This is a genomic window from Chryseobacterium sp. MMO-72 (assembly GCF_037146035.1).
GTDB lineage: Bacteria > Bacteroidota > Bacteroidia > Flavobacteriales > Weeksellaceae > Chryseobacterium > Chryseobacterium indicum.
The window spans coordinates 131666-156293 of record NZ_JBBCWG010000008.1 but is presented as its reverse complement, the minus strand read 5'-3'; the positions used below and the strand labels follow the sequence as shown (position 1 = coordinate 156293).

27 protein-coding genes are annotated in these 24628 nt (G+C 36.7%); 10 read left to right on the top strand and 17 right to left on the bottom strand.

The window, feature by feature from the left end:
• Positions 1-123 precede the first annotated feature (123 nt).
• The gene (locus WFH39_RS12675; protein ID WP_336690178.1) at positions 124-999 is read left to right on the top strand and encodes an alpha/beta hydrolase family protein; all 876 of its coding nucleotides are present in this window, start codon (positions 124-126) and stop codon (positions 997-999) included.
• A gap of 46 nt (positions 1000-1045) precedes the next feature.
• Complete coding sequence (locus WFH39_RS21225; protein ID WP_394666004.1) at positions 1046-1234, top strand: bacteriocin-like protein; 189 nt, start codon at positions 1046-1048, stop codon at positions 1232-1234.
• A 35-nt stretch (positions 1235-1269) separates the two neighbouring features.
• Here the strand turns inward: WFH39_RS21225 and WFH39_RS12670 are convergent, their stop codons facing one another.
• The 9 genes from WFH39_RS12670 to WFH39_RS12630 form a co-directional block, all read right to left on the bottom strand.
• A complete protein-coding gene (locus WFH39_RS12670) occupies positions 1270-1872 on the bottom strand; it encodes a hypothetical protein (protein WP_336690177.1) in 603 nt (200 codons plus the stop codon).
• Between the two features lie 7 nt (positions 1873-1879).
• Positions 1880-2701, bottom strand: coding sequence for a flavin reductase family protein (locus tag WFH39_RS12665; RefSeq protein WP_336690176.1), 822 nt, complete (start codon positions 2699-2701; stop codon positions 1880-1882).
• Positions 2702-2790: 89 nt separating this feature from the next.
• On the bottom strand, positions 2791-3204 hold the full coding sequence (locus tag WFH39_RS12660; RefSeq protein WP_116547492.1) for a GxxExxY protein: 414 nt from the start codon (positions 3202-3204) through the stop codon (positions 2791-2793).
• Positions 3205-3305: 101 nt separating this feature from the next.
• The gene (fahA, locus tag WFH39_RS12655) at positions 3306-4553 is read right to left on the bottom strand and encodes a fumarylacetoacetase (RefSeq protein ID WP_336690175.1); all 1248 of its coding nucleotides are present in this window, start codon (positions 4551-4553) and stop codon (positions 3306-3308) included.
• A gap of 69 nt (positions 4554-4622) precedes the next feature.
• Positions 4623-5108 (bottom strand): hypothetical protein, encoded by a 486-nt coding sequence (locus WFH39_RS12650; RefSeq protein WP_308006039.1) that lies wholly within the window; start codon positions 5106-5108, stop codon positions 4623-4625.
• A gap of 70 nt (positions 5109-5178) precedes the next feature.
• Positions 5179-6309, bottom strand: coding sequence for a 4-hydroxyphenylpyruvate dioxygenase (gene hppD, locus WFH39_RS12645; protein ID WP_336690174.1), 1131 nt, complete (start codon positions 6307-6309; stop codon positions 5179-5181).
• Positions 6310-6540: 231 nt separating this feature from the next.
• Entirely contained in the window at positions 6541-7320 is a 780-nt protein-coding gene (locus tag WFH39_RS12640) for a hypothetical protein (protein WP_235131565.1), read from the bottom strand.
• A gap of 136 nt (positions 7321-7456) precedes the next feature.
• Entirely contained in the window at positions 7457-8731 is a 1275-nt protein-coding gene (locus tag WFH39_RS12635; protein ID WP_235131564.1) for an acetyl-CoA hydrolase/transferase family protein, read from the bottom strand.
• Between the two features lie 198 nt (positions 8732-8929).
• Complete coding sequence (locus WFH39_RS12630; RefSeq protein ID WP_336690173.1) at positions 8930-10117, bottom strand: homogentisate 1,2-dioxygenase; 1188 nt, start codon at positions 10115-10117, stop codon at positions 8930-8932.
• 122 nt (positions 10118-10239) lie between these two features.
• On the opposite strand from WFH39_RS12630, the gene WFH39_RS12625 reads away from it, so the two are divergent.
• Positions 10240-12309 (top strand): TonB-dependent receptor plug domain-containing protein, encoded by a 2070-nt coding sequence (locus WFH39_RS12625; protein ID WP_336690172.1) that lies wholly within the window; start codon positions 10240-10242, stop codon positions 12307-12309.
• A 197-nt stretch (positions 12310-12506) separates the two neighbouring features.
• Positions 12507-12974: a thioredoxin family protein gene (locus tag WFH39_RS12620; protein WP_336690171.1), complete on the top strand. Its 468-nt coding sequence runs from the start codon at positions 12507-12509 to the stop codon at positions 12972-12974.
• Between the two features lie 216 nt (positions 12975-13190).
• Here WFH39_RS12620 and WFH39_RS12615 read toward each other — a convergent pair whose 3' ends face one another.
• Positions 13191-13556: a DUF1304 domain-containing protein gene (locus WFH39_RS12615; protein ID WP_336690170.1), complete on the bottom strand. Its 366-nt coding sequence runs from the start codon at positions 13554-13556 to the stop codon at positions 13191-13193.
• Positions 13557-13624: 68 nt separating this feature from the next.
• Here WFH39_RS12615 and WFH39_RS12610 point away from each other — a divergent pair, with 68 nt between their 5' ends.
• Positions 13625-14197, top strand: a complete 573-nt coding sequence (locus tag WFH39_RS12610; protein WP_336690169.1) for a Crp/Fnr family transcriptional regulator — start codon at positions 13625-13627, stop codon at positions 14195-14197.
• Between the two features lie 65 nt (positions 14198-14262).
• The gene (locus WFH39_RS12605; protein WP_271246551.1) at positions 14263-14706 is read left to right on the top strand and encodes a carboxymuconolactone decarboxylase family protein; all 444 of its coding nucleotides are present in this window, start codon (positions 14263-14265) and stop codon (positions 14704-14706) included.
• Between the two features lie 275 nt (positions 14707-14981).
• On the opposite strand, the gene WFH39_RS12600 is transcribed toward WFH39_RS12605, so the two are convergent.
• The 3 genes from WFH39_RS12600 to WFH39_RS12590 all read right to left on the bottom strand — a co-directional run bounded on the left by WFH39_RS12600 (position 14982) and on the right by WFH39_RS12590 (position 16702).
• Positions 14982-15734, bottom strand: a complete 753-nt coding sequence (locus tag WFH39_RS12600) for a type 1 glutamine amidotransferase domain-containing protein (protein WP_336690168.1) — start codon at positions 15732-15734, stop codon at positions 14982-14984.
• Positions 15735-15800: 66 nt separating this feature from the next.
• Entirely contained in the window at positions 15801-16088 is a 288-nt protein-coding gene (locus WFH39_RS12595; protein ID WP_336690167.1) for a putative quinol monooxygenase, read from the bottom strand.
• The gene (locus WFH39_RS12590; RefSeq protein WP_336690166.1) at positions 16088-16702 is read right to left on the bottom strand and encodes an NAD(P)H-dependent oxidoreductase; all 615 of its coding nucleotides are present in this window, start codon (positions 16700-16702) and stop codon (positions 16088-16090) included. The genes WFH39_RS12595 and WFH39_RS12590 overlap by 1 nt, the downstream gene beginning before the upstream one ends.
• Before the next feature lie 225 nt (positions 16703-16927).
• On the opposite strand from WFH39_RS12590, the gene WFH39_RS12585 reads away from it, so the two are divergent.
• From WFH39_RS12585 to WFH39_RS12570, 4 genes are all read left to right on the top strand, one after another.
• Positions 16928-17839 (top strand): LysR family transcriptional regulator, encoded by a 912-nt coding sequence (locus WFH39_RS12585; RefSeq protein WP_302716645.1) that lies wholly within the window; start codon positions 16928-16930, stop codon positions 17837-17839.
• A 27-nt stretch (positions 17840-17866) separates the two neighbouring features.
• Entirely contained in the window at positions 17867-18742 is an 876-nt protein-coding gene (locus WFH39_RS12580) for an aldo/keto reductase (protein WP_336690165.1), read from the top strand.
• A 1044-nt stretch (positions 18743-19786) separates the two neighbouring features.
• Complete coding sequence (locus tag WFH39_RS12575; protein ID WP_235131553.1) at positions 19787-20056, top strand: RebB family R body protein; 270 nt, start codon at positions 19787-19789, stop codon at positions 20054-20056.
• A gap of 369 nt (positions 20057-20425) precedes the next feature.
• On the top strand, positions 20426-20872 hold the full coding sequence (locus WFH39_RS12570; protein ID WP_336690164.1) for a lipocalin family protein: 447 nt from the start codon (positions 20426-20428) through the stop codon (positions 20870-20872).
• Positions 20873-21097: 225 nt separating this feature from the next.
• On the opposite strand, the gene WFH39_RS12565 is transcribed toward WFH39_RS12570, so the two are convergent.
• From WFH39_RS12565 to WFH39_RS12550, 4 genes are all read right to left on the bottom strand, one after another.
• Positions 21098-22435 carry a UDP-N-acetylmuramate--L-alanine ligase gene (locus WFH39_RS12565; protein ID WP_336690163.1) on the bottom strand — a complete coding sequence of 446 codons (1338 nt, stop codon included), beginning with the start codon at positions 22433-22435 and terminating at the stop codon, positions 21098-21100.
• Positions 22436-22441: 6 nt separating this feature from the next.
• The gene (locus WFH39_RS12560; RefSeq protein ID WP_235131550.1) at positions 22442-22879 is read right to left on the bottom strand and encodes a hypothetical protein; all 438 of its coding nucleotides are present in this window, start codon (positions 22877-22879) and stop codon (positions 22442-22444) included.
• Positions 22880-23136: 257 nt separating this feature from the next.
• A complete protein-coding gene (locus WFH39_RS12555; protein ID WP_214588792.1) occupies positions 23137-23943 on the bottom strand; it encodes a lysophospholipid acyltransferase family protein in 807 nt (268 codons plus the stop codon).
• A 27-nt stretch (positions 23944-23970) separates the two neighbouring features.
• The gene (locus WFH39_RS12550) at positions 23971-24597 is read right to left on the bottom strand and encodes an NUDIX hydrolase (RefSeq protein ID WP_336690162.1); all 627 of its coding nucleotides are present in this window, start codon (positions 24595-24597) and stop codon (positions 23971-23973) included.
• Positions 24598-24628 lie beyond the last annotated feature (31 nt).

Genomic DNA, 24628 nt, shown 5'->3' with positions numbered 1-24628 from the left:
TTCTGAATAGACCATAGCGGAATGAAGAATCTGAATATAAATTTCCTGAACGATGCTCGCATCGATTAATGCTGTGTCGGAATAACAAAAAAAAATTTTTAATACATTATTATACAATACAATATGCAGATCACAAAAAAGCAAAATATCATTATTTCCAATCCTGAAACCAGACACTTTCTCGCCGATGCCTTTTTTCCGGAAACAGGGCAGAAACTACCGTTGGTGATTTTCGTTCACGGCTATAAAGGCTACAAAGATTGGGGCGCATGGAATCTTATGGCTGAAAAGTTTGCGGAAGCCGGATTTTTCTTTGTTAAATTTAATTTTTCGCACAACGGAACAACAGTTGAAAATCCTTATGAATTTGCTGATCTTGAAGCGTTTGGGAATAATAATTACTCTAAGGAGCTTTCGGACCTGGGAACCGTGATTAATTACTTCGTTAAAAATGAAAATGTAGATGCTGATAAGATTATCCTGATCGGTCACAGCAGGGGAGGAGGAATATCTATCATCAAAAGTTTTGAGGATGAAAGAATTCAAGGTTTAATTACCCTTGCAAGTGTAGACACACTGGATCGCTTCCCGAAAAACGATGATTTTGAGAAATGGAAAGAAGCCGGAGTTTTTTATGTAATTAATGGAAGAACTAAGCAGGAAATGCCTCATTATTATCAGTTCTACGAAGATTTTGAGAAAAATATCCATCGTTTTGATGTGGAAAGAGCAGCAGAGATGGCGAAAGTACATTTTTTAATCATTCATGGGACGGAAGACGAAGCAGTAAATGTAAAAAGCGCAGAGCATCTTCACATTCTGAACCCAAATTCTGAGCAGTGTCTTATTGAAAATGCCAATCATACTTTTGGGGCAAAGGAACCGTGGGAAGAGAAACAACTTCCCAAAGACCTTCATGAAGTTACAGAAAAATGCATTGCGTTTATTAAAGAGAAATATGATTTTTCTGGATTTATAAAGAAGTCCTATTCAAATTAAAAATTTTTCATACATTAGTGATATCAACAAATCTAAATCGTACACTATGAAAAATTTAAAAAAATTGAGCAGAGAAGCTAAAAAAAGTATTGTAGGGCAAGGACCGAGTTGTCCGCCTGTAGGATGTTACAATTTCTATCTCAGTGATGGAGACAGTACTTGTATCGCTTCTGGATGTCCAAACGATTATGGTACAATCGTTACGGTAAACGGACGATCTCGGTGTTGTTTCTAAAAAAAGTAAAGGAGTGAAAATTTTTCACTCCTTATTTATTTGTTCAGCTTAATGGCATTCTTTTTTACCGATTTTAAAAGACTTCTGAAGTTTTTCATCGTCATCATTTCCGTGGACGGTGTAAAGATCGTTGCTTTCTCACCTTTTTCTACAGAAACTTCCGAATAGGCTTTGAGGGTGTAGATCTTTTTCAATGTTTTGATATCATAAACATCCATCATTGCAAACGTTTCATTTTTCCGGTATTCATCTTGTACACCTAAAGTATGATCTAAACCGTTTCGGACTTTGAACGTATAAATATTCACCAGAAAGTTAAAGTCTGAATTGTTTTTAAGGTCTTCCAGATCTTCTGTTTCCGGACTGAACGGAATATCATGACTGATTAAGTTTTCGGATTTTGCTGTCTTTAAATCATAGGCTTTCCCGCCGCTTAATTCGTTAAATAATTTCATGGTTGCAGATGTCATCATTTCCTTATGATGTTCATCAACCGTTGTGTTGATATTATTAATCAGCCATTTCTGATCGTTAGAAAACACCAGAGATTTGCTGTAAATTCCGTAGTCTTTTCTTACAGGGTAATAGCAGGACTGTAAACCCAGTAATATCAATAATAACAAGAAATATTTTCTCATAAATCCTTTAGTAAATCAAAATTTTCCATGCATCTTCAATTTTACTTTCCAGTAATAATTTCTGAGCTTCAAAATGAACCTTTTCATCGGAATGATAATTTCCTGAAGGCAGTATTTCAACATTTGCCAGCATTCCCAAATCGTTTCCTGTAAATATTCTGCTGAATTTTATTTCGTCCGGAAGAAGATCGAAGCCGATTCCTTTCGTTACCAAAGGTTTTGGAACTTCAAAAAGATTGTCTGCTGTGTTTCTGGAATACCAGTTGCTTCCCAATCTTGCCACCATATCCAGTTTTGCCTGATCCAGATTTCCGTTTTCATCCAGATATTCTTCGCGGATATGAATTTTCTGAACTTCACAGATTACCAGATTTCCTGCACCGCCCTGATCGCCTAAAGATTTTACTTCTAAAACTTTGCATTCAAAATTTACAGGACATTCTTCAATTAATTTAGGCTGAACAAGATCAGCATCTTTCATCGTTAATCCGGATTTAATGAATTCGTTAACGCCTTCTTCATATTCTGTTGAAGCCAAAGAGATCTGCTGTACAATCGGAAAATTAACCGTTCCGATCACCACTTCCGGAACTTCAAGAACATTTTCCAGCGTATGTTTGATCGTATTGTCGCGAACTCTTCTTGAAGGTGAAAAAACCAAAACCGGAGGAACTGTACTGAACATATTAAAAAAACTGAACGGCGACAGATTGCTGTTTCCGTCTTTATCAACCGTTGAAGCCAGTGCAATCGGACGCGGCGAAACGGCAGTCTGCATTACTGTCTGCAATTGTACGGGAGTTATTTCGGAGGGGATGAGTGTTTTCATATTTTTACTTTTTAACACTTAAGTTAATTTAGCTTTAAAGATTTTCCTTTATTTGAAGTACACCTTAGTTTTTTGAAAATCTACGATTTTCATTCTATGGGAAGTGTTTTGAAGATTTTTGAGGCAAAAGATTCATAACCTTCATAATAAAGATTAATGACATTAAAATTTACCAAAATTGATCTTGGAACTTTCAGTAAATTCATGTAGTTCATCGTTTGAGCTTTATGAATTTGGTGAATTTCAGAAACCGACTTTATTTCTAAAACAACTAGATTTTCAATAAGAAAATCACATTTTAATTTGCAATCTATTAATTTCCCTTTATATGAAAAAGGAATTTCAAGTTCACTTTTGTATTTTAAACCTAAAATTTCAAATTCTCTTTCTAAACATTGATGATAAACATCTTCATATAATCCTGGTCCTGCCTGTTTATGAACTTCAATACAAGCTCCAACAATTTTATATGAAAGATCATTAATGAATTTTTGAGTTACCATAAAGTGAAAGATAATGAAAATCACAGATTTTCAGAAAACTAAAGTGAACTTAAATTTATGATATATTATTGACTTAAAAATACTTAAGTGTTTAAATATAATTAATTTGCAGGAATAATTTTGCCAGAAACCTCTCCAAAACCAACTCTTACCCCGTCTTTTTCAGCCCAGGCTTTCATGGTTACGGTATCGTTATCGTTGATGAATTTTCTTTCTTCTCCGTTGTTTAACTGAATAGGATTCTGACCTCTCCACGTTAATTCAAGCATGGAACCGAAAGATTTCGGATCGCTTCCTGAAATGGTTCCGCTCGCGTAAAGATCTCCGACTTCCACGTTACAGCCGTTTACGGTGTGGTGCGCCAGTTGCTGCGTCATGTTCCAGTACATATGCTTGTAGTTGCTTTCGCAGATCAGGTTTTGCTCTCCGTTTTCAGGCTGAAGATAGACTTCAAGATTGATATCGTAATTTTTATCTCCTTCAAATTTCAGATAATCCAAAACTTCAGGATCCTGTGTAGGAGAAGCGGTTCTGAATGGCTCTAAAGCTTCCAGAGTAACCACCCACAGCGAAATAGAGGAACCGAAATTTTTAGCTAAAAATGGTCCCAGCGGAACATACTCCCAAGACTGAATATCTCTTGCCGACCAGTCGTTGAAAACCACCATTCCGAAAATCGCGTCTTCAGCATCTTTGGTTGAGATACTTTCGCCCATTTCGGTATTTTTATTGATGATGAATGCCATTTCCAGTTCAAAATCCAGTTGTTTGCAAGGTCCGAAAATTGGCTTTTCCACATCTGCAGGTTTCATCTGACCTTTCGGACGGTTGATTTCCGTTCCTGAAACGACGATAGAGGAAGCTCTTCCGTGATAACCTACCGGAAGATGTTTCCAGTTAGGAAGCAGTGCATTTGCAGGATCTCTGAACATTTTTCCCACATTGGTTGCGTGTTCGATGCTGCTGTAAAAATCTGTGTAATTCGGAATATGAACCGGCATCATCATTTTAACCTGATCCAGCTCATAGAAAGCTTCTTCGATTGTTTTTTCGTCTTTTGACAAAGTAGAACCTTCCTGTAATAATTCCTGAATTTTTGAACGAACGGCATTCGTTACAGGCTTTCCAAGCTCGATGAACTCATTTAAGGTATAGGCTTCGAAAACGTTATCGCCAAAGCCTTCAATTTCTTCGAAATACCCTAAATCGTACAACGTTGCCAAATCTATGATCTGATCACCGATTCTTGTACAGCATCCGATGTATTCTTTGTTGAAAACCGCTACACCAAACGGAATATTATGAATAGAAAAATCTGAATCTGATGAATATTCTACAAATGATTTCATAATTTTAGAATTTAGTTTGGACTTTATATAAATCCGTTAGAATTTTTGGTTGTAATATTTGTTTAAATATTACTTTTTAGATTTGGTTTTGTTTTTAACTTTAGAAAAAGATTCTTCGTCAATCCAACGTGCTTTTGTATTTACGTCAATCAGGTACAGAATATTGTCCTGTCTTGTTAAAAGCAGCGTTTTGGTAACGGGGATCGGAACTTTTTTGTTTTCCAGAAGATCAGCTCTTAAAGAAATGATGTTCTTTTTGTTTCTCACGATATCCCCTGAAAAAACATTAGAACTGCTTTCTCCGGTGGCTTTATCGTCAAAAACCTCTACATAAGTCGCTTTGTTTCCTTTAATGACAATAAAATCCCTTTCGGTATGGTCTGCTTCATCGTTGATGAAAACAAATTTTTTATTGTCGATATTTACCGCTTCCAGATTCTGGTTGACTCCCTTTCTTTCCTCAAGTCTTGTAAGAATGTCATTCAGCGAACCATACTGAGCTTTTAGCCCAAAGCTCGCTCCTAAAAATAACATTCCAATTAAAAATTTTTTCATATTAATGTGTTTTTATAAAAAAGTTTTGTCAAGACTGTTCATCCTGACAAAACTCACTGTTACTATAAAATTAAAGATTTCCTCTTTTTTCCTGTTCTCTTTCCAATGCTTCGAATAATGCTTTGAAGTTTCCTGCTCCGAAGCTTTGCGCTCCGTGTCTTTCAATAATTTCAAAGAATAGAGTAGGGCGGTCTTCTACAGGTTTTGTAAAGATCTGCAGCAAATATCCTTCCTCGTCATGATCGATAAGAATTCCCAGTTCCTGAAGTTTCTTAATATCTTCGTCGATGTGTCCCACTCTTTCAGGAACCATGTCATAATAGGCTTCAGGCGGAGCAGATAAAAATTCTACCCCACGTTTTTTCAGTTCAGTTACGGTATGGATAATGTCTTTTGTAGCTACCGCAATGTGCTGTACTCCTTCACCTTCGTAGAAGTCCAGATATTCTTCTACCTGAGATTTTTTCTTCCCTTCTGCAGGTTCGTTGATCGGGAATTTTGCGTAACCGTTTCCGTTGGACATTACTTTAGACATCAAAGCAGAATATTCTGTATTAATCTGCTTATCGTCAAAAGAAAGAATATTTACAAATCCCATTACTTTTTCATACCATTCTACAGTTGGAATCATTCTGTCCCAGTCTACATTTCCTACGCAGTGGTCTACATACAATAAACCTGCATCTTCAGGCTTGTAATCGCTTTCCCACTTTTCGTAACCCGGCATGAAAGGACCGTTGTAGTTTTTTCTTTCAATAAACATATGAACGGTTTCTCCGTAAGTATAAATTCCGGACATTCTTACCTCACCGTTTTCGTCTGTTAATGTTACCGGCTCAAGGTAAGGTTTTCCGCCTCTTTTTGTGGTTTCTTCAAATGCAGAATAGGCATCATCTACCCAGAGAGCCAAAATTTTCACTCCATCACCGTGTTTTTTTACGTGCTCATTAATTGGAGAATCAGACTTTAGCCCTGTGGTAAGCACCAATCTGATTTTTCCCTGCTGAAGAACATAAGAAGCACGATCTCTTACTCCAGTTTCAGGACCAGCGTATGCAACAGACTGAAAACCAAAAGCGGTTTTATAATAATGTGCAGCCTGTTTAGCATTTCCTACATAAAACTCAATGTAATCTGTACCATTGATCGGTAAAAAATTTTCAGCCTGAGCAATTTTTTCGGCAAATGTAAGTGTTGACATATTTCTATTTTTACTTTTATATTTATGGGAATGCAAATTACGAATTTCTTACTAATACGAAAAATATTAACAAACAATCGTTAGGTTGATTTAACATAATCGTAAAGAAAAGTTCATTTAAGTATATTTAAGTTTATTATTCTGCTAATAATATGTATAGATTTGTATTACTAACAAGTGAAAAAAAAATATTTCGAAAAATGAAGCCGCAGGTTTTTCCTGCGGCTTTCTTTATTTTAGATTGTTTAATCTTCCTGCATCCGGGTTATAATTATCCCATATTTTCCACACATTGTCTATTTTTCTTATAAAATAAATCTGTGTGTTCAGCTGGTTAACGAAATGTTCTTCACCTGTTGCTCCTACTTTGAAAAGCAGGTTCCAGAATTCCTGAGATTCCAGAATTTTTTTGTCTGGTTCATCTGTCACAATATGGATGTCAAATACTTCATAATTCGAACGGTTGTTTTTCGTTACCAGATGAAAATCTCTTTCACACAATTCTTTGCTGAAATGTGAGGCTCTTTCCATAAAGGGCGATTCATTGAATACCAGATCTGTGAAGAGTTCTGTCTTATGCTGAGGAAACTGCTTGTAAAATTCAAAAACGGTAGCGCAGTAGTCGTACACCATCCGAAAGAATTTCTGACTGTTGTCTTCATCATCTCCCTGTCTCTTTTCTTTTATAAACTGTATGTAAGCATTTAAATCTCTGTATCCCAGAAAAATACATATCTTATCCAAGGTTTTTAAAAATCTGAGATCATTGTGCGTTTTATCCTGATAATCATTCTCGAAAAAACGCTGAAGGGTAACGTGGGAAATGGTATTGCCTATTTCAAATTTTTTTCCGCCTTTAAGTTCTTCTGCTTCAGAAAGTTCATCTTTAATGATTTCAGAAAGGATAATATAATGGCTTCGCTTCCATTCCTGCACATTCCCCAGAACTGAATTTTTCACTTTGGGATGCTTAACAACCTCTTCTCTTATCGAATTATATATCGTTTTCAATTTCCTGTTTTTAAAAGCTTTTTTGCAAATATACTGCCAATTGACTGATTTTTTTTTAACTATTTCATTATGTTAAATCGCAGACTGTTTTTTTGACTGGCAGAAAGAAGAATAAGCTCTTAAAATATAGAAAATATTAGTGCTTAAACCTTTCATAGGCAGCTTTTTCCAGCATTTCCCTGTCATCGGGATGCGCAATACTGATTAATTCCTGAGCTCTCTGCCTTAAATTTTTTCCGTAAAGATAAGCGGTTCCGTACTCCGTTACCACCCAATGAATATGTCCTCTTGTAGTTACTACTCCGGCTCCCTGTTTCAGGAAAGGAACAATTCTGGACACTCCTTTTTTGGTTCTCGAAGTAATGGCGATAATCGGTTTTCCGTCTTCGCTCAATGCGGCTCCTCTCATAAAGTCCATCTGCCCTCCGATTCCGCTGTACTGCATCGTTCCGATAGAATCTGCACAAACCTGTCCGGTAAGATCAATTTCAATGGCAGAATTAATCGCAACCATTTTATTATTTCTCATGATATTGATCGGGAAATTCACCGTACTTACATCATCAAATGAAAATACCGTGTTATCGTCCACGTAATCATACAGTTTTCTTGTGCCAAAACAGAAACTGGTGATGGTTTTATTGTCGTTGTAACCTTTATATTTATTGTTGATGACATCATTCTGGATCAGATCAATTACACCGTCACTCAGCATTTCGGTATGTACTCCCAGATCTTTATGATTATGAAGACATTTCAGAACCGCATCCGGAATGGTTCCTATTCCCATTTGCAGGGTGGATTTATCGTCAATTAATTCAGCCACGTTTTTTCCGACCAGCATTTCTTCAGGACCTACTTTTGCGCCGTAATCCACAGTGGGAAGTTCTTCTTCATGCCATACAAGCTTATGAATTCTGCTGATGTGGATCATTCCGTCACCATGCGTTCTCGGCATTAAAGGATTCACGACTGCGACAATTATTTTTGCGGTATCTACCGCAGCTCTTGCAACATCCACAGAGGTTCCCAATGTACAGAAACCATGTCTGTCGGGCGGTGAAACAGTAATTAAAGCAACATCAAGCGGTAATATATTTTTTCTGAAAAGAATAGGAATTTCACTTAGAAATACGGGAACAAAATCTCCTCTGTCGGAATTCACTGCATCGCGTACAGGAGACGAAACAAATAAAGAATTAACGAAAAATTTGTCTTTGTACTCAGGTTTTGCAATTTCCACATTTCCCTGCTGGGTAATTGAAACCATTTCTACATTATCCAAACGATGGGATTGCCTCGCTAGTTCGTCGATTAAGTAATTCGGAGTACAGGCGCTTCCGTGAAAAAATACACGGTTTCCGCTTTTAATGGTATAAATAGCTTCTTCTGCGCTGATGTAATTTTGCATATTGAAATTTTTTATGAATTTTTCTTAGTCTTAAAGATAGTTCATATTGTTTTTACTTAGTCTTATTATTCGAAGATTTTTATCATGTTTTAATTAAATTGATTCAAAAAAAGGACTGAAATATTAATATTCAGTCCTCAATATATTTTGATAATAATTTCAGTGCTAAAAGCAGGAAACCAGTCGTCAGAAGCTTTATTACTCCTGAGAACGGTCTTCAAGATGGTTGTCTTCGCTTTCCAGCCATGAAGTTTTGTAAGAAGGATCTTCCACTTTTAAAGCTTCTTCCGTAATTTTTAAAGGTCTGAAAGGATCTACCATTACAGCATATTCTTCCGTGAATTTCTTACCAATGCTCCTTTCCATTGCTCCTGGGTGTGGTCCGTGAACAATTCCTCCCGGGTGAAGCGTGAAATCCATTAAATCGATATGGTTTCGGCTCATGAAATCGCCTTCCGTATAAAATAAAACCTCATCCGAATCAATATTTGAGTGATTATAAGGAGCCGGAATGGCTTGTGGATGATAATCGTACATTCTCGCACAGAACGAGCAAACCACAAAATTATGAGCTTCAAAAGTCTGGTGAACCGGTGGCGGTTGATGAATTCTACCTGTGATCGGCTCAAAGTTTTTGATATTGAATTTATAAGGATAAAAATAACCGTCCCATCCTACAACATCAAACGGATGCGTTGCGTAGATGAAGTCTGTAATCTGGTTTTCTTTTTTTACTTTAATTAAAAATTCTCCCTTTTCGTCTTTAGGTTCCACAAAAGTAGGGGTAATGATGTCTCTTTCGCAGAAAGGAGAATGTTCCAGCAACTGTCCGAATTCGTTTCTGTATCTTTTCGGAGTGTAAATTGGAGAATGACTTTCCACAACAAAGAAAATCGTATCATCAGAATGCAGTTCCACCTGATAAATCGTTCCTCTTGGTATAATTAAATAATCCCCCACAGAAAATTCAAGATTTCCTACAAAAGTTTTTAAGATTCCGCTTCCGCAGTGTGCGTATAAAAGTTCATCGCATTCGGCATTTTTGTAGAAATAATCCATTGATTTTCTTGGCTTCGACAGTCCCATTTTCAGGTCATTGTTTACCATTAAGAACTTACGGCTGTCCAGAAAATCGTCTTCAGGAGTTACATTCATTCCCTTAAACATTCTTGGCGTTACATTTTTATCAATAACAATTTTCGGGGCTACGTCTTTCGGTTCGCCGATGGATTTTATCTGCGTAGGACGGTGAATGTGGTACAATAAAGAAGAAATTCCATGAAAACCTTCCGTCCCGAAAAGCTGTTCATAGTAAAATTTATCTTCAGGAGATTTAAAAATCGTGTGTCTTTTCTGGGGAATATTTCCCGACTGATGATATCTCATTTTACTTTTATATGTTGATTCTCAAATTTAACACTTTTTCATGAATTCAATTTAATAATATTTTTCAGTTGAGTTTTGTGGTTAGAAAATAATTGTTAGTTTTGTCTAACAATTATAATTTCATGAGGCGAATATTATTTTCTGCAATCTTCTTTTCGGGTTTCTGCTTTTCACAGGAAACGGACAGTCTGGCTTTGAATGGGTCGAAAGAGCACGATTCTGCAAAAGTTTCAAATCCAAAAATCAAAACAAAAGATATTGATGATGTGGTGATTACAGGAACAATAAAACCAATCAGCAAATCAAAAAGTCCTGTAAATGTTGAAATTTATTCGCAGAAGTTTTTTCAGAAAAACCCGACTCCGAGCATTTTTGAAGCTATTTCCATGGTCAATGGAGTAAAACCTCAGTTAAATTGTTCCGTCTGCAACACGGGAGATATTCACATTAACGGACTGGAAGGTCCTTATACGATGATTTTGATTGACGGAATGCCGATTGTCAGTTCGCTGTCCACCGTTTACGGACTGAGCGGAATTCCCAACAGTCTTGTTGACAGAATTGAGGTAGTAAAAGGTCCAGCTTCTTCTATTTACGGCTCCGAAGCAATGGGCGGAGTCATTAATATTATTACTAAAAATGCTTTGACTGCACCGAAATTAAGTGTCGATCTCATGACGACAACATGGAGTGAAAATAATATTGACGTTTCCACGAAATTTAATTTGGGAAAGAATGTCGCTTCGTTGTTGAGCATGAACTATTTCAACTATACAAAAAGATTCGATGACAATAAAGACAATTTTACGGATGGAGCTTTGCAGAACAGAATTTCAATTTTTAATAAATGGAATTTCCGCAGGAAGGAAAACCGATTGGGGAGTTTTGCTCTGAGATATTTATATGAAGACCGTTTTGGCGGAGAAATGCAGTGGAATAGATCGTATCGGGGAAGTAATGAAGTATACGGAGAGAGTATTTATACGAATAGAGTAGAAGCTTTCGGGGTTTATCAATGGCCTTTAAAAGAGAATATTATTACTCAGTTTTCCTATAATTTTCATGACCAGAATTCTTTTTATGGCAATAATCCTTTTCTGGCGAATCAGAAAGTGGCTTTTACCCAGACGTATTGGGATAAAAAATTCGGAAAACACGATTTGATTCTGGGGGTTACGTTTAAAAAGACATATTATGATGACAATACGCCGGGAACATTGTCTGTGGACGGATTAACCAACGAACCGATGAGGTCGCCGATTGTTGGAGCTTTTATTCAGGATCAGTGGGAAATTAATGAGAAAAACACGTTGCTGTTGGGTTACAGATTTGATTATGACAAAATTCATCATGCTGTACATTCGCCCCGCTTTGCATGGAAATTTTCGCCGAATCCTTATCATACTGTACGATTCAATTTCGGAACAGGTTTCCGTGTGGTGAATTTATTTACCGAAGATCACGCTGCATTAACGGGTTCGCGTGAAGTGGTGATTCAGTCGAATTTAAAGCCTGAAAAATCCATCAACGGAAATGTAAATTATGTATGGAAAATTCCGGTTGGAGATCAATTGATTAATTTGGATGCTTCTGGATTTTATACGTATTTCAGCAATAAAATTGTAGGAGATTTTGATACTGATCCTGCGAAAATTATTTATGATAATCTTCAGGGTTACGGAATTTCGAGAGGAGTTTCTTTAAATTTGGATTATACCTTTGATTTTCCTTTGAGCGTTAATCTGGGAGTGACGTATCTGAATGTTTATCAGAAGTTTGATGGGGAAAATAAAAAAACGCAGCAGCTTCATGCCCCGAAATGGAGCGGAACTTATAATCTGAGTTATAGGTTTATAAATAATCTGACAATCGATTTTACAGGACAGTTTTACGGACCGATGCGGCTGCCGGTTTTACCGAATGATTACCGGCCGGAATATTCTCCGTTGTATACTTTGGCGAATATTCAGATTTCAAAGAGTTTTAAATCAGGATTTGAAGTGTATTGCGGAATTAAAAACCTGTTCAATTTCACTCCGAAAGATCCTTTAATGCGACCTTTTGATCCGTTTGATAAAAATGTAAATGATCCGGTAAGCAATCCTTATCATTATACTTTTGATACGACGTACGGATATGCGCCGATGCAGAAAATAAGAGGCTTTTTAGGGGTGAAATATACTTTAAAATAGTTGTGAATTTTTAACGCAAAGATTTTTCTAATGAACAAGAATATTTTTAGAAATCAAAGGCAAATAAATTTGCTTCACGAAGCGTAAGGAAAAGCTTCATCAAATCAACTTGTTGATCCATCTTTGCTCACTTATATGAAATAGAAAAAATTAAACTTAGCGTTTAAAAGATTTTTATAAGAAAAAACATATATAAAATGAAAAGCCTAACGATATTTTTATTTTTAATGTTGGTGCCGTGTTTTTGTCTTTCGCAGATGAAAACCGGCACTTTTTCGGATTTGGAAATTCAGCAGAAGGAAGATCCTAAACCAATCATGATTCATCTTTATACCGATTGGTGCAGTGTCTGTAAAATCGAAAAATTTAATTTAAATAAAGATAAAGAGCTGGTTGAACTCATCAATCAGCATTTCTATATTATCAATTTTGAAGCTGAAAAAACAAAAGAGAACATCCGTTTTTTAGGAAAAGAATACCATTATCTGCCTAACGGAAACTCGGGAATTCATGAGCTGGCTCTGGCTTTATCAAAGAATAAAAGTCAGCCGGTTTATCCTTTGTGGATTATTCTGGATAAATATGGAAATTTGATTGAATATCATGAAGGATTGTTTAAACCTGAGAAATTAAAGAAGAAGCTCAAAGAGCTTTTAAACAAATGATTTTGTTTAGCAGATTGATTAGAACTTGTGGATTTCTACCGTACGCTGAGCGGAGCCGAAGCGTACGATGTGGTTATTTAGAAATGTCTTCTTACAGTACGCTTCGGCTCCGCTCAGCGTACGAAAGGTCACCAATACAAATATTCCTCATTTATTTTAATAGAGAGGAAATTTTTACTTCAAAATGATGAAGTGTATAAAATCGGGGGAGAGGTTTTATTTTAAAAGCACTGCAGCAATCGCCAGAATTGCAGGTAACGCCTGAACAAAAAAGATTTTCTTCGTTGCTGAAATGGCACCGTAAATTCCGGCAATAGCAACGCATCCTAAGAAAAATAAAGCGATATTCGTCTGCCATTTCGGATCTTCGATGAAGAATGACCAGATGAGTCCGGCAGCAAGAAAACCGTTGTAGAGTCCCTGATTGGCGGCTAAACCTTTGGTCGGTTTAAACATTTCGGGAGGCAGAGCTGCTTTGAAAACTTCTTTTCCTTTAGTTTCCCAGGCAAACATTTCCATCCAGAGAATATAAAGGTGTTCGAGGGCAACAGCGGCGATGAGTATTTTGGCTACAATTTCCATAATTTACGTTTTTGTTTTGTAAAACTAAAAAAATAAAGTTAAGTTTGGTTATACAATTTTCAAAAAAAATGGAAACTTTCAGGCAGCATTTGGAAAAATTTATTTCGGTAACCGATGATGAATTTTCTTCCATTCTTTCATTTTTTCAGCCGATGGATAGTAAGAAGAAACAGAATCTGATCACTGAAGGAGAAATCTGCCGGTCGATGTATTTTGTGGTAAAAGGCTGTCTCAGAAAATTTTTTATCAATGAAAAAGGAGTAGAGCAGACTACGGAATTTGCGATTGAAAACTGGTGGATCACCGATACTTTTGCGTATGAAAGACAGTCTGTCTCGAACTTTTCCATTCAGTCGGTTGAGAAATCACACCTTTTAAAAATTGATTCAAAAGATCAGGAAGAACTGCTGAAAAAGCATCCCGTTATGGAGCGGTATTTCAGGATGATTTACCAGAGAGCATATGCCGCTTCAGAAAGACGCATCCGCTATCTTTACGAATTTTCACGCGAAGAACTGTATGTGCATTTCAGTACCCAATATCCGTGGTTTATCCAGAGAATTCCGCAATATCTGGTGGCTTCTTTTTTAGGCTTTACTCCGGAATATTTAAGCGAAATCAGAGCAAAATTACGTTCTTAAACCAGTTTAAGATTTTTAAAGACTTCAAACCGGAACTTTGTCTCAGAAATTTAAACCAAAATATTATGAGTGCAAGATTCAACTGGACAACCGTTCATCCTGCTGCGTACAAAGCGGGAATAGGCATGGAAACTTCTCTTCAAAACAGCTTTTTAAGTCCGATTCAGAAAGAATTAATCAAAATCAGAGCTTCGCAGATCAACGGATGTGCTTTTTGTCTGGATATGCATACGAAAGATGCGTTGAAGTATGGCGAAACACCGCAAAGAATTTTCCTGCTGAATGCATGGAGAGATGCAAAAGAACTTTATACGGAGGAAGAGCAGGTTATTCTGATGATTGCGGAAGAAATTACGTTAATCAGTCAGAAAGGATTAACCGAAGAAACCTATCAGAAGGCAAAAGGGCTTTTTGATGAAACCCAGATTTCAGATATCATTATGGCAGGTATTGTCATTAATATGTGGAACAGGATTGCAATTTCCACGCATATGCCGATCGGTAAATAGTGTTTAAATACAGGGTAAAACAAAAGAGCTTTCCATATCTGAAAAGCTCTTTTCATTATTAAGTCTGTTTAAACTTTTTATTTAACCGCAAAAGTCAAAAAAGATCAACTAAACTTTTATTTAAAGTTGGTGATTATCAACAAAAAAAGTCACAATAGTTTTAAAAATCTTTGATTTTTATTCTTTTGGGCACTTTGATTATTCTGGAAATTCGCTTTATCATTATCTTTTATGCCTTTTGCGGTTTATTCTGAAATTAGTTTAAACTAGTCTTTTTATTTTTTCAATTCCTTTAGAATTTCTTCGCCTACACTTTTCGCAGACTGAGGATTCTGTCCGGTAATTACTCTCTGATCGCTCACTGCGTGAACCTGCCAAAGTCCGGATTTCTCAAATTTTGCGCCTCTTTCTTTTAGCTTATCTTCCAGAAGAAAAGGAACCACATTGGTTAATTTCACCTCCGCTTCTTCTTCGTTGGTGAAAGAATTGATTTTTTTACCGTCAACCAGATATTTTCCGTTATTCAGTTTGATGTTGACCAAACCAGCCGGACCGTGGCAGACTGCTGCAACCACACCTCCGTTTTCATAAATTTGAGAAGCGATGGAAGCCAGTTCGGTGTTGTCTGCAAAATCCCACATCGCACCATGACCTCCCGCATAAAATATTGCTTTATATTCTTCAGGATTCACTTCCGATGGTTTCATGGAGTGATCGATCTTGTTTTTATACTTTTCGTTTTCCCAGAATTCTTTATTTACAGGATCTTTCAGATCAAATCCGTCTACCGGAGAAGTACCGCCTTTCGGGCTTACAAAATCTATTTCATATCCTGCTTTGTGAAGAACTTCCCACGGATGAGCCACTTCCCCCAGATAATATCCTGTTTTTTCACCGGTGTCGCCTTTTGTCCCATGACTGGTAATGACGAACAAAATTTTCTTTTCCATATTTTTAAACTTTTTGGTTTGTGCCTGCATAAATCCTGCCATAAAGATGACAAGGACGAGTAATGTTAATTTTTTCATGCTGATATTTGCTGTTAAATAGACTGTTGAAATTCAGTTATTTAATAGTGTTTTAAATAATTTCTGTTAAATAATTTCTGTTAAATAAATCTGTGGTTGCTCCTGAAGCTTTTCATTCACCAGTTCTCCGAAAGCTTTGATGTAAGGCTGCTCGTTGTGTTGTGCTAAACCTTCTTCGCTTTTCCAGATTTCATAAAATATAAACTGGTTTTTATCATCAATTCCCTGGTGAAGCCTGTAAATTTCGTTGGCTTCCTCTTTCACGGTCTCTTTTACCATATTCTGAAGAACTTCCAGAACTTCTGCTCTGTATTCTTCTTTGGCTTTAATAACTGCGGTTAAATAAATCTTCATTACGCCAACTGAGGTTTTAATTCTTTTTCAAAAACTTCGGTAAGATGTTCTCTGTATAGCTTCATATCTCTTTCTACATCTGCATTTTTTTCGACATCATGAAAGTGGAAACTTTCTAATTTTTCAAGAGAAACGAAAGCATTCATCCGGTGGAATCCAAATAACGGTCCATTGTCTACACTGGTCTCCTTAAAAAATTCTCCCGGTAGCGTAAATGCGGTTGCAGGCGCGTTCCAGCTTGTAGTTACCATATATTTTTTTCCGCCAAGCATTCCTCCCGTTCCGTAATTGATCTTTGGATTATCGGCGCTTCTTCCGTCGCTCATATAAATTCCTTTGGCGTGTCCTGCGGTGAAAACTTCATCGATGTATTTTTTAAGACCGTTCGGTAACTGGAACCACCAGATCGGAGTGTGATAAATAATATAATCTGCCCACACAAATTTTGCCACTTCTTCATTTTTATCATACCCTTCGTCTACGTTAGTGATCTTTACTTCTACATTTTCAAAGCTCTTAAGTACTTCCAAAGTGTTCTCTGCGATGGTCTGGTTATATTTTCCTCCGGAATGTCCGAAATTCTGTCCCCCGTTAATAATTAATACTTTTTTCATTGCTTTTATGATTGTTTAAATTTTACAGGGACAAAGGTATTGGCTAAATTGCTATAAGAAAAATAATAAAAATTATAGCTAAGTATTATTTAAATGATAATTAATATATGTAATTGATTATCAGTTTTTTATTTTAAATATAGACCACCTTTATCGCTTTCATTGATGCTGAAAATATTATAATCATGATTATTTGGGTACATTTGCATCATAAAAGTAATACCTATGGTTAATTTAGAATGGTACAGAACTTTTAAGGCAATTTATAAAACAGGAACGCTTACCGAAGCTGCGGATACGCTGTTTATTTCTCAGCCGGGCGTAAGTCTGCATCTCAGTTCGCTTGAAGCGTATGTCGGATATAAATTATTTGACAGAACCGGAAGGAGAATGATTCCGACGGAAAGAGGAAAGGTCTTATATAATGCGATTACCGAACCTTTGGCAAAACTAGAAGAGGTGGAGAAAAACTTTCAGAAATCGACAGAGAAACTCACGCCTACCATCAGTGTCGGCATGTGTTTTGAAACCTTTCAGACAACATTGGAGCAGTACGTTTCGAGTCTGCCGTTCAACCTGATCATCAGTTTCGGGGAATACCGCGAAATGCTCGATCAATTAGATAAAGGAATTTTAGATTTAATTATTACTCCCAAAAAAGGAGTTTCGCCGAATATTGAACATGAAGCATTTTCTTCCGAACAGATCATTCTTGTAGGAGGAAAAGAGGTTGATAAAGAGCAGTTTGAAATTATTTTAAATGAAAAAGGAATCGAACACGCAGAAGAATGGCTGAAAAATGAAAAATGGTACGGTACAGCAGGAGATATGGAGCATCTTTTTCAGTTCTGGATCCTGAATTTCGGGCATAAACCGAACTTCCGTCCCAATTATATCGTTCCAAACCTGAATTCAATTGTGCGTTGTCTGAAAGGCGGAACAGGTTTGGCAGTGGTTCCTGATTTTCTCTGCAAAAAGGAAATTGAAAACGGAGAAGTACAGCTGATCTGGGAAGGTGAAAAACCATTAAAAAACACCCTGTATTTCGGATGCCGGAAGAAGACCAATTATCAGACGGAGATCGATCATATCAAAGCACTTTTCAGGAAGATGATGGGAAAAGAAATTGAGATTTAACAAATTATAAATAGATAAATAAAAAGTATGCAACAGAAAACATACACAGGGCAGCCTGTAATTACACTGAACAACGGAGTGGATATTCCGGCTTTAGGATTCGGAGTCTGGCAGATGGAAAATCTTCAGGAATGCGAAGATGCGGTGATCAAAGCCATTGAAACCGGCTACAGAATGATCGACACGGCTTCCATTTACCAGAATGAAACCGCAGTAGGAAATGCGATTAAAAACAGCGGAACAGACCGTGAAGAATTATTCATAACTTCAAAACTTTGGGTGCAGGATACTTCTTATGAGCAGGCGAAAGGGGCTTTTCAGAGAACTTTAGACCGACTGCAACTGGATTATCTGGATATGTACCTTATTCACTGGCCGTACTCTGATTTTAAAGGAGCATGGAAAGCGATGGAAGAACTGTATCAGGAAGGAAAAATAAAAGCAATCGGGGTTTGTAATTTCCCTGAAGATAAAATGGAGGAATTAAAAGCTGATGCAACGGTACTTCCTGTCATCAACCAGATCGAGCTGCACCCGATTTTCCAGCAGAAAGAACTTCAGGTGTACAACAGGGAAAATAACATCATCACGCAGCCATGGAGTCCGCTCGGAAACGGAAACGCCGGATTACTGGATAATAAGGATCTTAAATCAATCGGCGAAAAATACGGAAAAACGGTGGCTCAGGTAATTTTAAGATGGCATTTACAGGAAGGATTCTGCGTGATTCCTAAATCGGTTACCCCTTCCAGAATTGAAGAAAACTTTAATGTTTTTGATTTTGAATTAACCGAAGATGAAATGAACGTTGTCCGTTCTTTAGACACCGGAAAAAGATTATTCTTCGATCCGAAAGATCCGGAATGGGAACAGAAAATGCTGAAATCGGTAGCGGATATTTAAGATCTGGAATTTCATTTAAATAGTTTTCATTAAAAGCCTGTTTAGACTTTTATTTAACCGCAAAAGACGCAAAAGATCTATTAAATTTTTTATTTAAAGCTGATCATTATCAATGAAAAAGCTCACCATAGTTTTTAAAGTCTTTGATTTTTATTTTTTTTGAGCATTTTGATTATTCTGGAAATTCGCTTTAACATCATCTTTTGTCCCTTTTGCGGTTAACTCTTAAATTAGTTTAAACAAGTTTTATAGAATTGTTTAAAGTAAAAGAGTTTTGCTCCTGTAGGAGCAGAATCTGTGTAGAAATAAGAATAGAGCTGGCAATCAATCCGTAGGATTGATATCTGTAATACAACGGATGTTTTAAAGATAGCGTTCCTACGGAACGCCGAATATCTCCCGAATATGATTTCTACACAGATAAAACTCCATAGAGTTTTCTGGTATTTTACTGTAAACAACTTTATAGCAAAGAATCTTAATGATCTGATTTTTCAGAGATTCCTCATTGTTCTAAGAGTGGTAAAATTCAGATTATCAGGATTTTGAAAGGTCCTGCTAAAGAAATTATAAAACGCAAAAAAAAGTGTTTTATTAAGAAGAACGAAGATACTTACGCAAGATAAGGATGGTGAGCGTTCGCTTAATGGCAGATGAAATCTGTTTCACTTTGCTCGGCTCAAAATATTAACTCTAAAAACAAAAACTTTGCGTTTGAAGTTTATCATGAGAGTCTATTAGAAATTTAAACAGTTTTTAAGCCTGTTTAAACATTTATTTAACCGCAAAAGACGCAAAAGATCTATTAAATTTTTTATTTAAGGCTGAACATTATCAATGAAAAAGCTCACCATAGTTTTTAAAAATCTTTGATTTTTATTCTTTTGAGCACTTTGATTATTACATAAATTCGCTTTACCATTATCTTTTGTCCCTTTTGCAGTTAATTCTGTTTTAACTAAAAAGAAGTAATAATTATTTATTGCTTCTTTTTTTATTTAAAAATATCATTTAACTTTACGATGATACTTAAAAACTAAAATTATGGATACAAAAGTAAATCAGCAGATCACCGATGCGGTAACTCAGACTAATGTAAAAGTTTTAGGGGAGGCTCCGGCGATGGCAATGGGAAATCTTTATCAGTCTATGGCACATTCTACAGGCATACTTTTTCAGAATGCAGTTAGTGCTCAGAATCAGCAGAACGTCTTGGCTCAGGCTGCTACGACACAGGGCGTGATGCAGATTTACAGCATCGATACCGCTGCAGACGGAATTGGTACTTCAAAAATACTAAATAGCGGCGACTGAATATTTCAAGAATTTTTAAATAACCTGATTTCGGGATAAGTCTTCTTAAACGCAAGGTTAAACAAAGAGATTCAATTATCAGGAATTCATTTTTACAACTTATCAAAGTAATACCATTTTTGTCTTTTTTAAATAAACGAAGTGCCTTTGTTTAGCTTACCAACTTTCAATAAGTAAAAAAATCTTTTGTTTTTCTTTGCGATAAATCAATTATTTAAATTTATTTCTTATCCCGAACTGATGTTAAATAACAAAAACATCTGATTTTTTTCGGCATTATGTGTATAAGCCGTGAATTTCATCTATTTTTGCGGGATTACAATACCTCTGTTTAAGAAATTAGACAGTATAAGAATACCTTCTATCAATATGAACAAAATACTCATGTCGTTTCTTCTTTTGTCTGTTATTTCCTGCACAGGAAGTGATGAAGATCAGACTCCGGACAATAAGCCTTCCATTATCGGAACATGGTATGTCGAAAAAACCGAGATCTACAAATCTTTAAATCAGCAGATTCTGGTTTCTTTCTCAACGGAATGTCAGAAAATGAGCACCTACGAATTTACTTCTACCCATCTTTTCTCCATTTCTTTTGCGCAGAACAACAATACCTGCGAAAAAGCAAATGTTGTCACCCAAAAATACACGTTTAATCAGGCAAACAGTACATTCTGGTTTGAAGGGCAGGAAAAGTATCCGTATTACATCACAAAGCTTAATGAATCTGATATGGTGGTAGAAGACCGCACGCAGGATTTCGACGGCGACGGAGCCAAAGATGTATTGAGGCGTTTTTATAAAAGAATCAAATAAAATAATTGACTTATCCTTTTAATTATTATTGGAGAACAACAATGAGCAGGCGATTTATAATAGTGTCCCTTCGACAAGCTCAGGGTGACATCCCGAATACTTACCGCAATATTTAAATATTGTCAGGCTGAGCCTGTCGAAGCCTTCATGAGTAAAAAGGGTAAGTCAATAAAAAAACAACTCCTTTCGGTCTGAAAGGAGTTGTTTTTTTATATTCTGTACAGTTTATTTCGTAAGATCAAGACCTCCGAAATTTCCGGAGCTCATCATGAGATAAATGCCGTGTGTTTTATCCAGTGTGTTCCAGTATGCATGAAGTTCTTCCGCGTTGGTGAACACTTTTAAATTTTCATTTTTGAACTTTTCTTTGATCAGTTCCGGTGAAATCGGCTCCATTCTTTTGATTTTCAGGGCATCTTCAGAATAGAAAACAATCGCTTCATCCAGTCCGTCCATTGCGTGATCGTACTGTTCCAGAAAAACAGGATTTAAGCTGGAATACGTATGAAGTTCAAGAAAACCGTATTTCTTTTCGTTTTTAAACTGTTCGCAGAATGCTTTTACGGCTGCCTTTACCTTACTCGGCGCGTGTGCAAAATCTTTATACAATGTTCCGTTGTCTTCTCTTTCCACCTTTTCCAGACGCTTTGAAGCTCCTTTAAAGCTCATGATGGCTTCATAGAAATCTTCATCCATAATTCCCAGCGTATGGCAGATGTGTCTTGCCCCTTCAAGATTTAATAAATTGTGTGCGCCAAAAACCGAAAGCGGAATATCACCCATTTCCGTTTTCAGGTGAACTTTTCCGTTTACAATTTCGTATTCAGGGGTTTTATAAGGAATTTTTCTGAAATAATTTTCAGCACTTTCCACCACTTTTACCACTTCGGCATCTTCTTCATTGTATACCAGAACACCGCCTGCTGTAATGCTTGCCACAAATTTTCTGAACTGTTCCACGTAATCATCAAATGTTTTGAAAACATTGATGTGATCCCATGCAATTCCGCTCAGCAAAGCAATATTCGGCTGATACAGCAAAAATTTCGAACGGAGATCAATAGGAGAGGAAAGATATTCATCCCCTTCCAACACCATAAAATCATTTTCTTCGCTCAGTTTTACCATGCAGTCGAAACCTTCGAGCTGTGCTCCCACCATGAAATCCACGTCTTTATGATGGAAATTCAGCACATGGAGAATCATGGAAGTAATTGTTGTTTTTCCGTGTGAACCGGCAATAACCACTCTTGTTTTATCTTTAGACTGTTCGTACAGAAATTCGGGATACGAATAGATTTTCAGACCAAGCTCTTTGGCTTTCGCCAGTTCAGGATTATCCTGATGCGCGTGCATTCCGAGAATAACGGCATCAATATCGGAAGTGATCTTTTCCGGAAACCATCCCATTGCTTCGGGAAGAATTCCTTTCTTTTCCAAACGTGATTTCGAAGGTTCAAAGATGGCATCATCCGAACCTGTTACTACATATCCTTTATCTTTTAATGCAATGGCAAGATTGTGCATCGCACTTCCGCCGATCGCGATGAAATGGGTTTTCAACTGTATTTACGGTTTTTTTACATTAGTATTAATGATCTCCTGAAAAGCATTGGTAATGTTCGTCCAGTTTGTTTTATAGTTCGGCATTACAGAGCTTGCATCGGTTTTGCTGCCTTCATTCGGGCCTTTTTTTACGTTGATCGTTGTGGCAATCCCGTCATAGATTTTCTGGTGGTCTTCCTGTATTCTTCTGAAATTGTTCTGGGAAAGGGTAGTGTTCAGTTTTTTAAGATCTTCGTCTGTAATTTTAAAATCCTGTTTGTATTTTTTTCCCTGTCCTTCGAAAGAGTAATGCGCGTTGTTTCCTTTAATCAGAAGGTTTTCATACATTGGTGCAAATCCTCCGCTTTTCGAATAGCTGATGTCAAAATCCGAATACACTTTCTGGCTGTTGCAGGATACTAATACTATGATCGCGAATAAAATTCCTAATATTCTTTTCATAATTTTTTCTACTTTAAGAGCGTGTTTAAATTTATAATTTATTTTTACCATTAAGGAGTTAAGCTCCTTTAGCTTAAAAAACGTAATAAAAATCAATGTATTGATTTCTTAATTAGAATCAGTTTTAACCAGCTTACATTAACTTCATCGAATCTAAGATTTCTTAATGTTAAATTTAAGAATAAACAAAGTTTCTTTTAATTAAGAAAGTTAAGAAAAACCTGTAAAACTTTTATTTAGCAATATTTAAACAGGCTCTAATTATCTGATTCTTTTTGTTCTGATTTTTTAGCTTTTAATTCTTCATCATAACTGTGCAGTACATTGAAATCCTCTGTCTGCTCAATCGCCGTCATGATTTTATGCAGAATCTGCTGTGCATTTTCTTTGTCGTAGTCTATGTCAAGAGGTGCTTTAAATTCCATGGTCGGTTTTACACCTGTTACTTTTACACGAAGTCCCTTTTTATCGAAAGCCCTTCTGAATCCGTTAATTTTAATAGGAATAACAATAGGACGTTGGTTTTTTACCAGTTTTGCCGTACCCCTTCTTCCCTGAGCAAAAGCAGCCGTGGTTCCCTGAGGAAAAGTAGCTACCCAACCGTTATCCAGGGCTTTCATGATATTGTCCACCTCGCTCATGTCTACCATCCGGTTGACGTTTTTACCTTCCGCTCTCCAGGTTCTTTTTACCGTTACCGCCCCTGCAATCTTAAAGATTTTAGGAAGAATCCCTTTATTCATGGTTTCTTCGGCAGCTACATAGTAAAAATCAATTTTAGGATTTAGAAGATAGATCGGATTTTTAATGGTGTTCAGATACCCATTGTTCACCGAGCAGAATGCATGATACATCGCTGCCACATCTGCGAAATACGTCTGATGGTTGGATACAAACAGCACATTGGAATCCGGAAGATCCACAAGATGCTCAGTTCCGGTGATTTTCAGTTTATTAAAGCCGTTGAATCTTCTGTAAGATACAATTCCTAAAATAAAAATAATTAACCTTTTTAAAAAATAAGGAGTTCCGAACGCGTCGGTGAAAATGTTTTTCTTCGCCATCTCTCAATTAAACACGGTATTGCAAAGTTACATTTTTTTCAGCAACTGGCTGAATTCGCTCAGAATCATGGCGGTAGCGCCCCAGATAATATATCCGTTGAAATTTATAACAGGAACTTCATTTCCTGCCGTGCTCGGTAAAACCATCATTTCCGGCTCATCCGGAAGATTGAGAAAGCACGTGATGGGAAACTCGATTACTTCCACCGCCTCGCTCTGCTGTAAAACAAATTCAGGATTCTTTTTCGTATACGAAATATAAGGGTACACATAAAAGTTGCTGGGCGGTATGTAGATCGGCGACATTTCACGAATCATCCGTACATAATGTTTCTCAATGCCGATTTCCTCAGACGTCTCACGCACGGCAGTTTCCGCAAAATCCTGATCCGTTTCCTCACGCTTTCCGCCCGGTAAAGAGATCTGTCCGCTGTGGCGGTCGTGCTCATTAATGGTTCTCTGGATTAAAGGGAAATGCCACTCATCATTTTTGAGGTACAGCACTATATTTACAGCAGCAAATTTTGGATTTTTCGCCAAAACCTCTTCATACGTAAAAACAGGGCGGGAAGGAGGGGAGAAAACACCGTGCGCATGGATACCCGGCAATTCCGCAGCCTTTATTTTCTTTAATAAATCTTTTCCAAAACTCATTCTCAAATTTAATCATTTCTTTTGAAGAAAG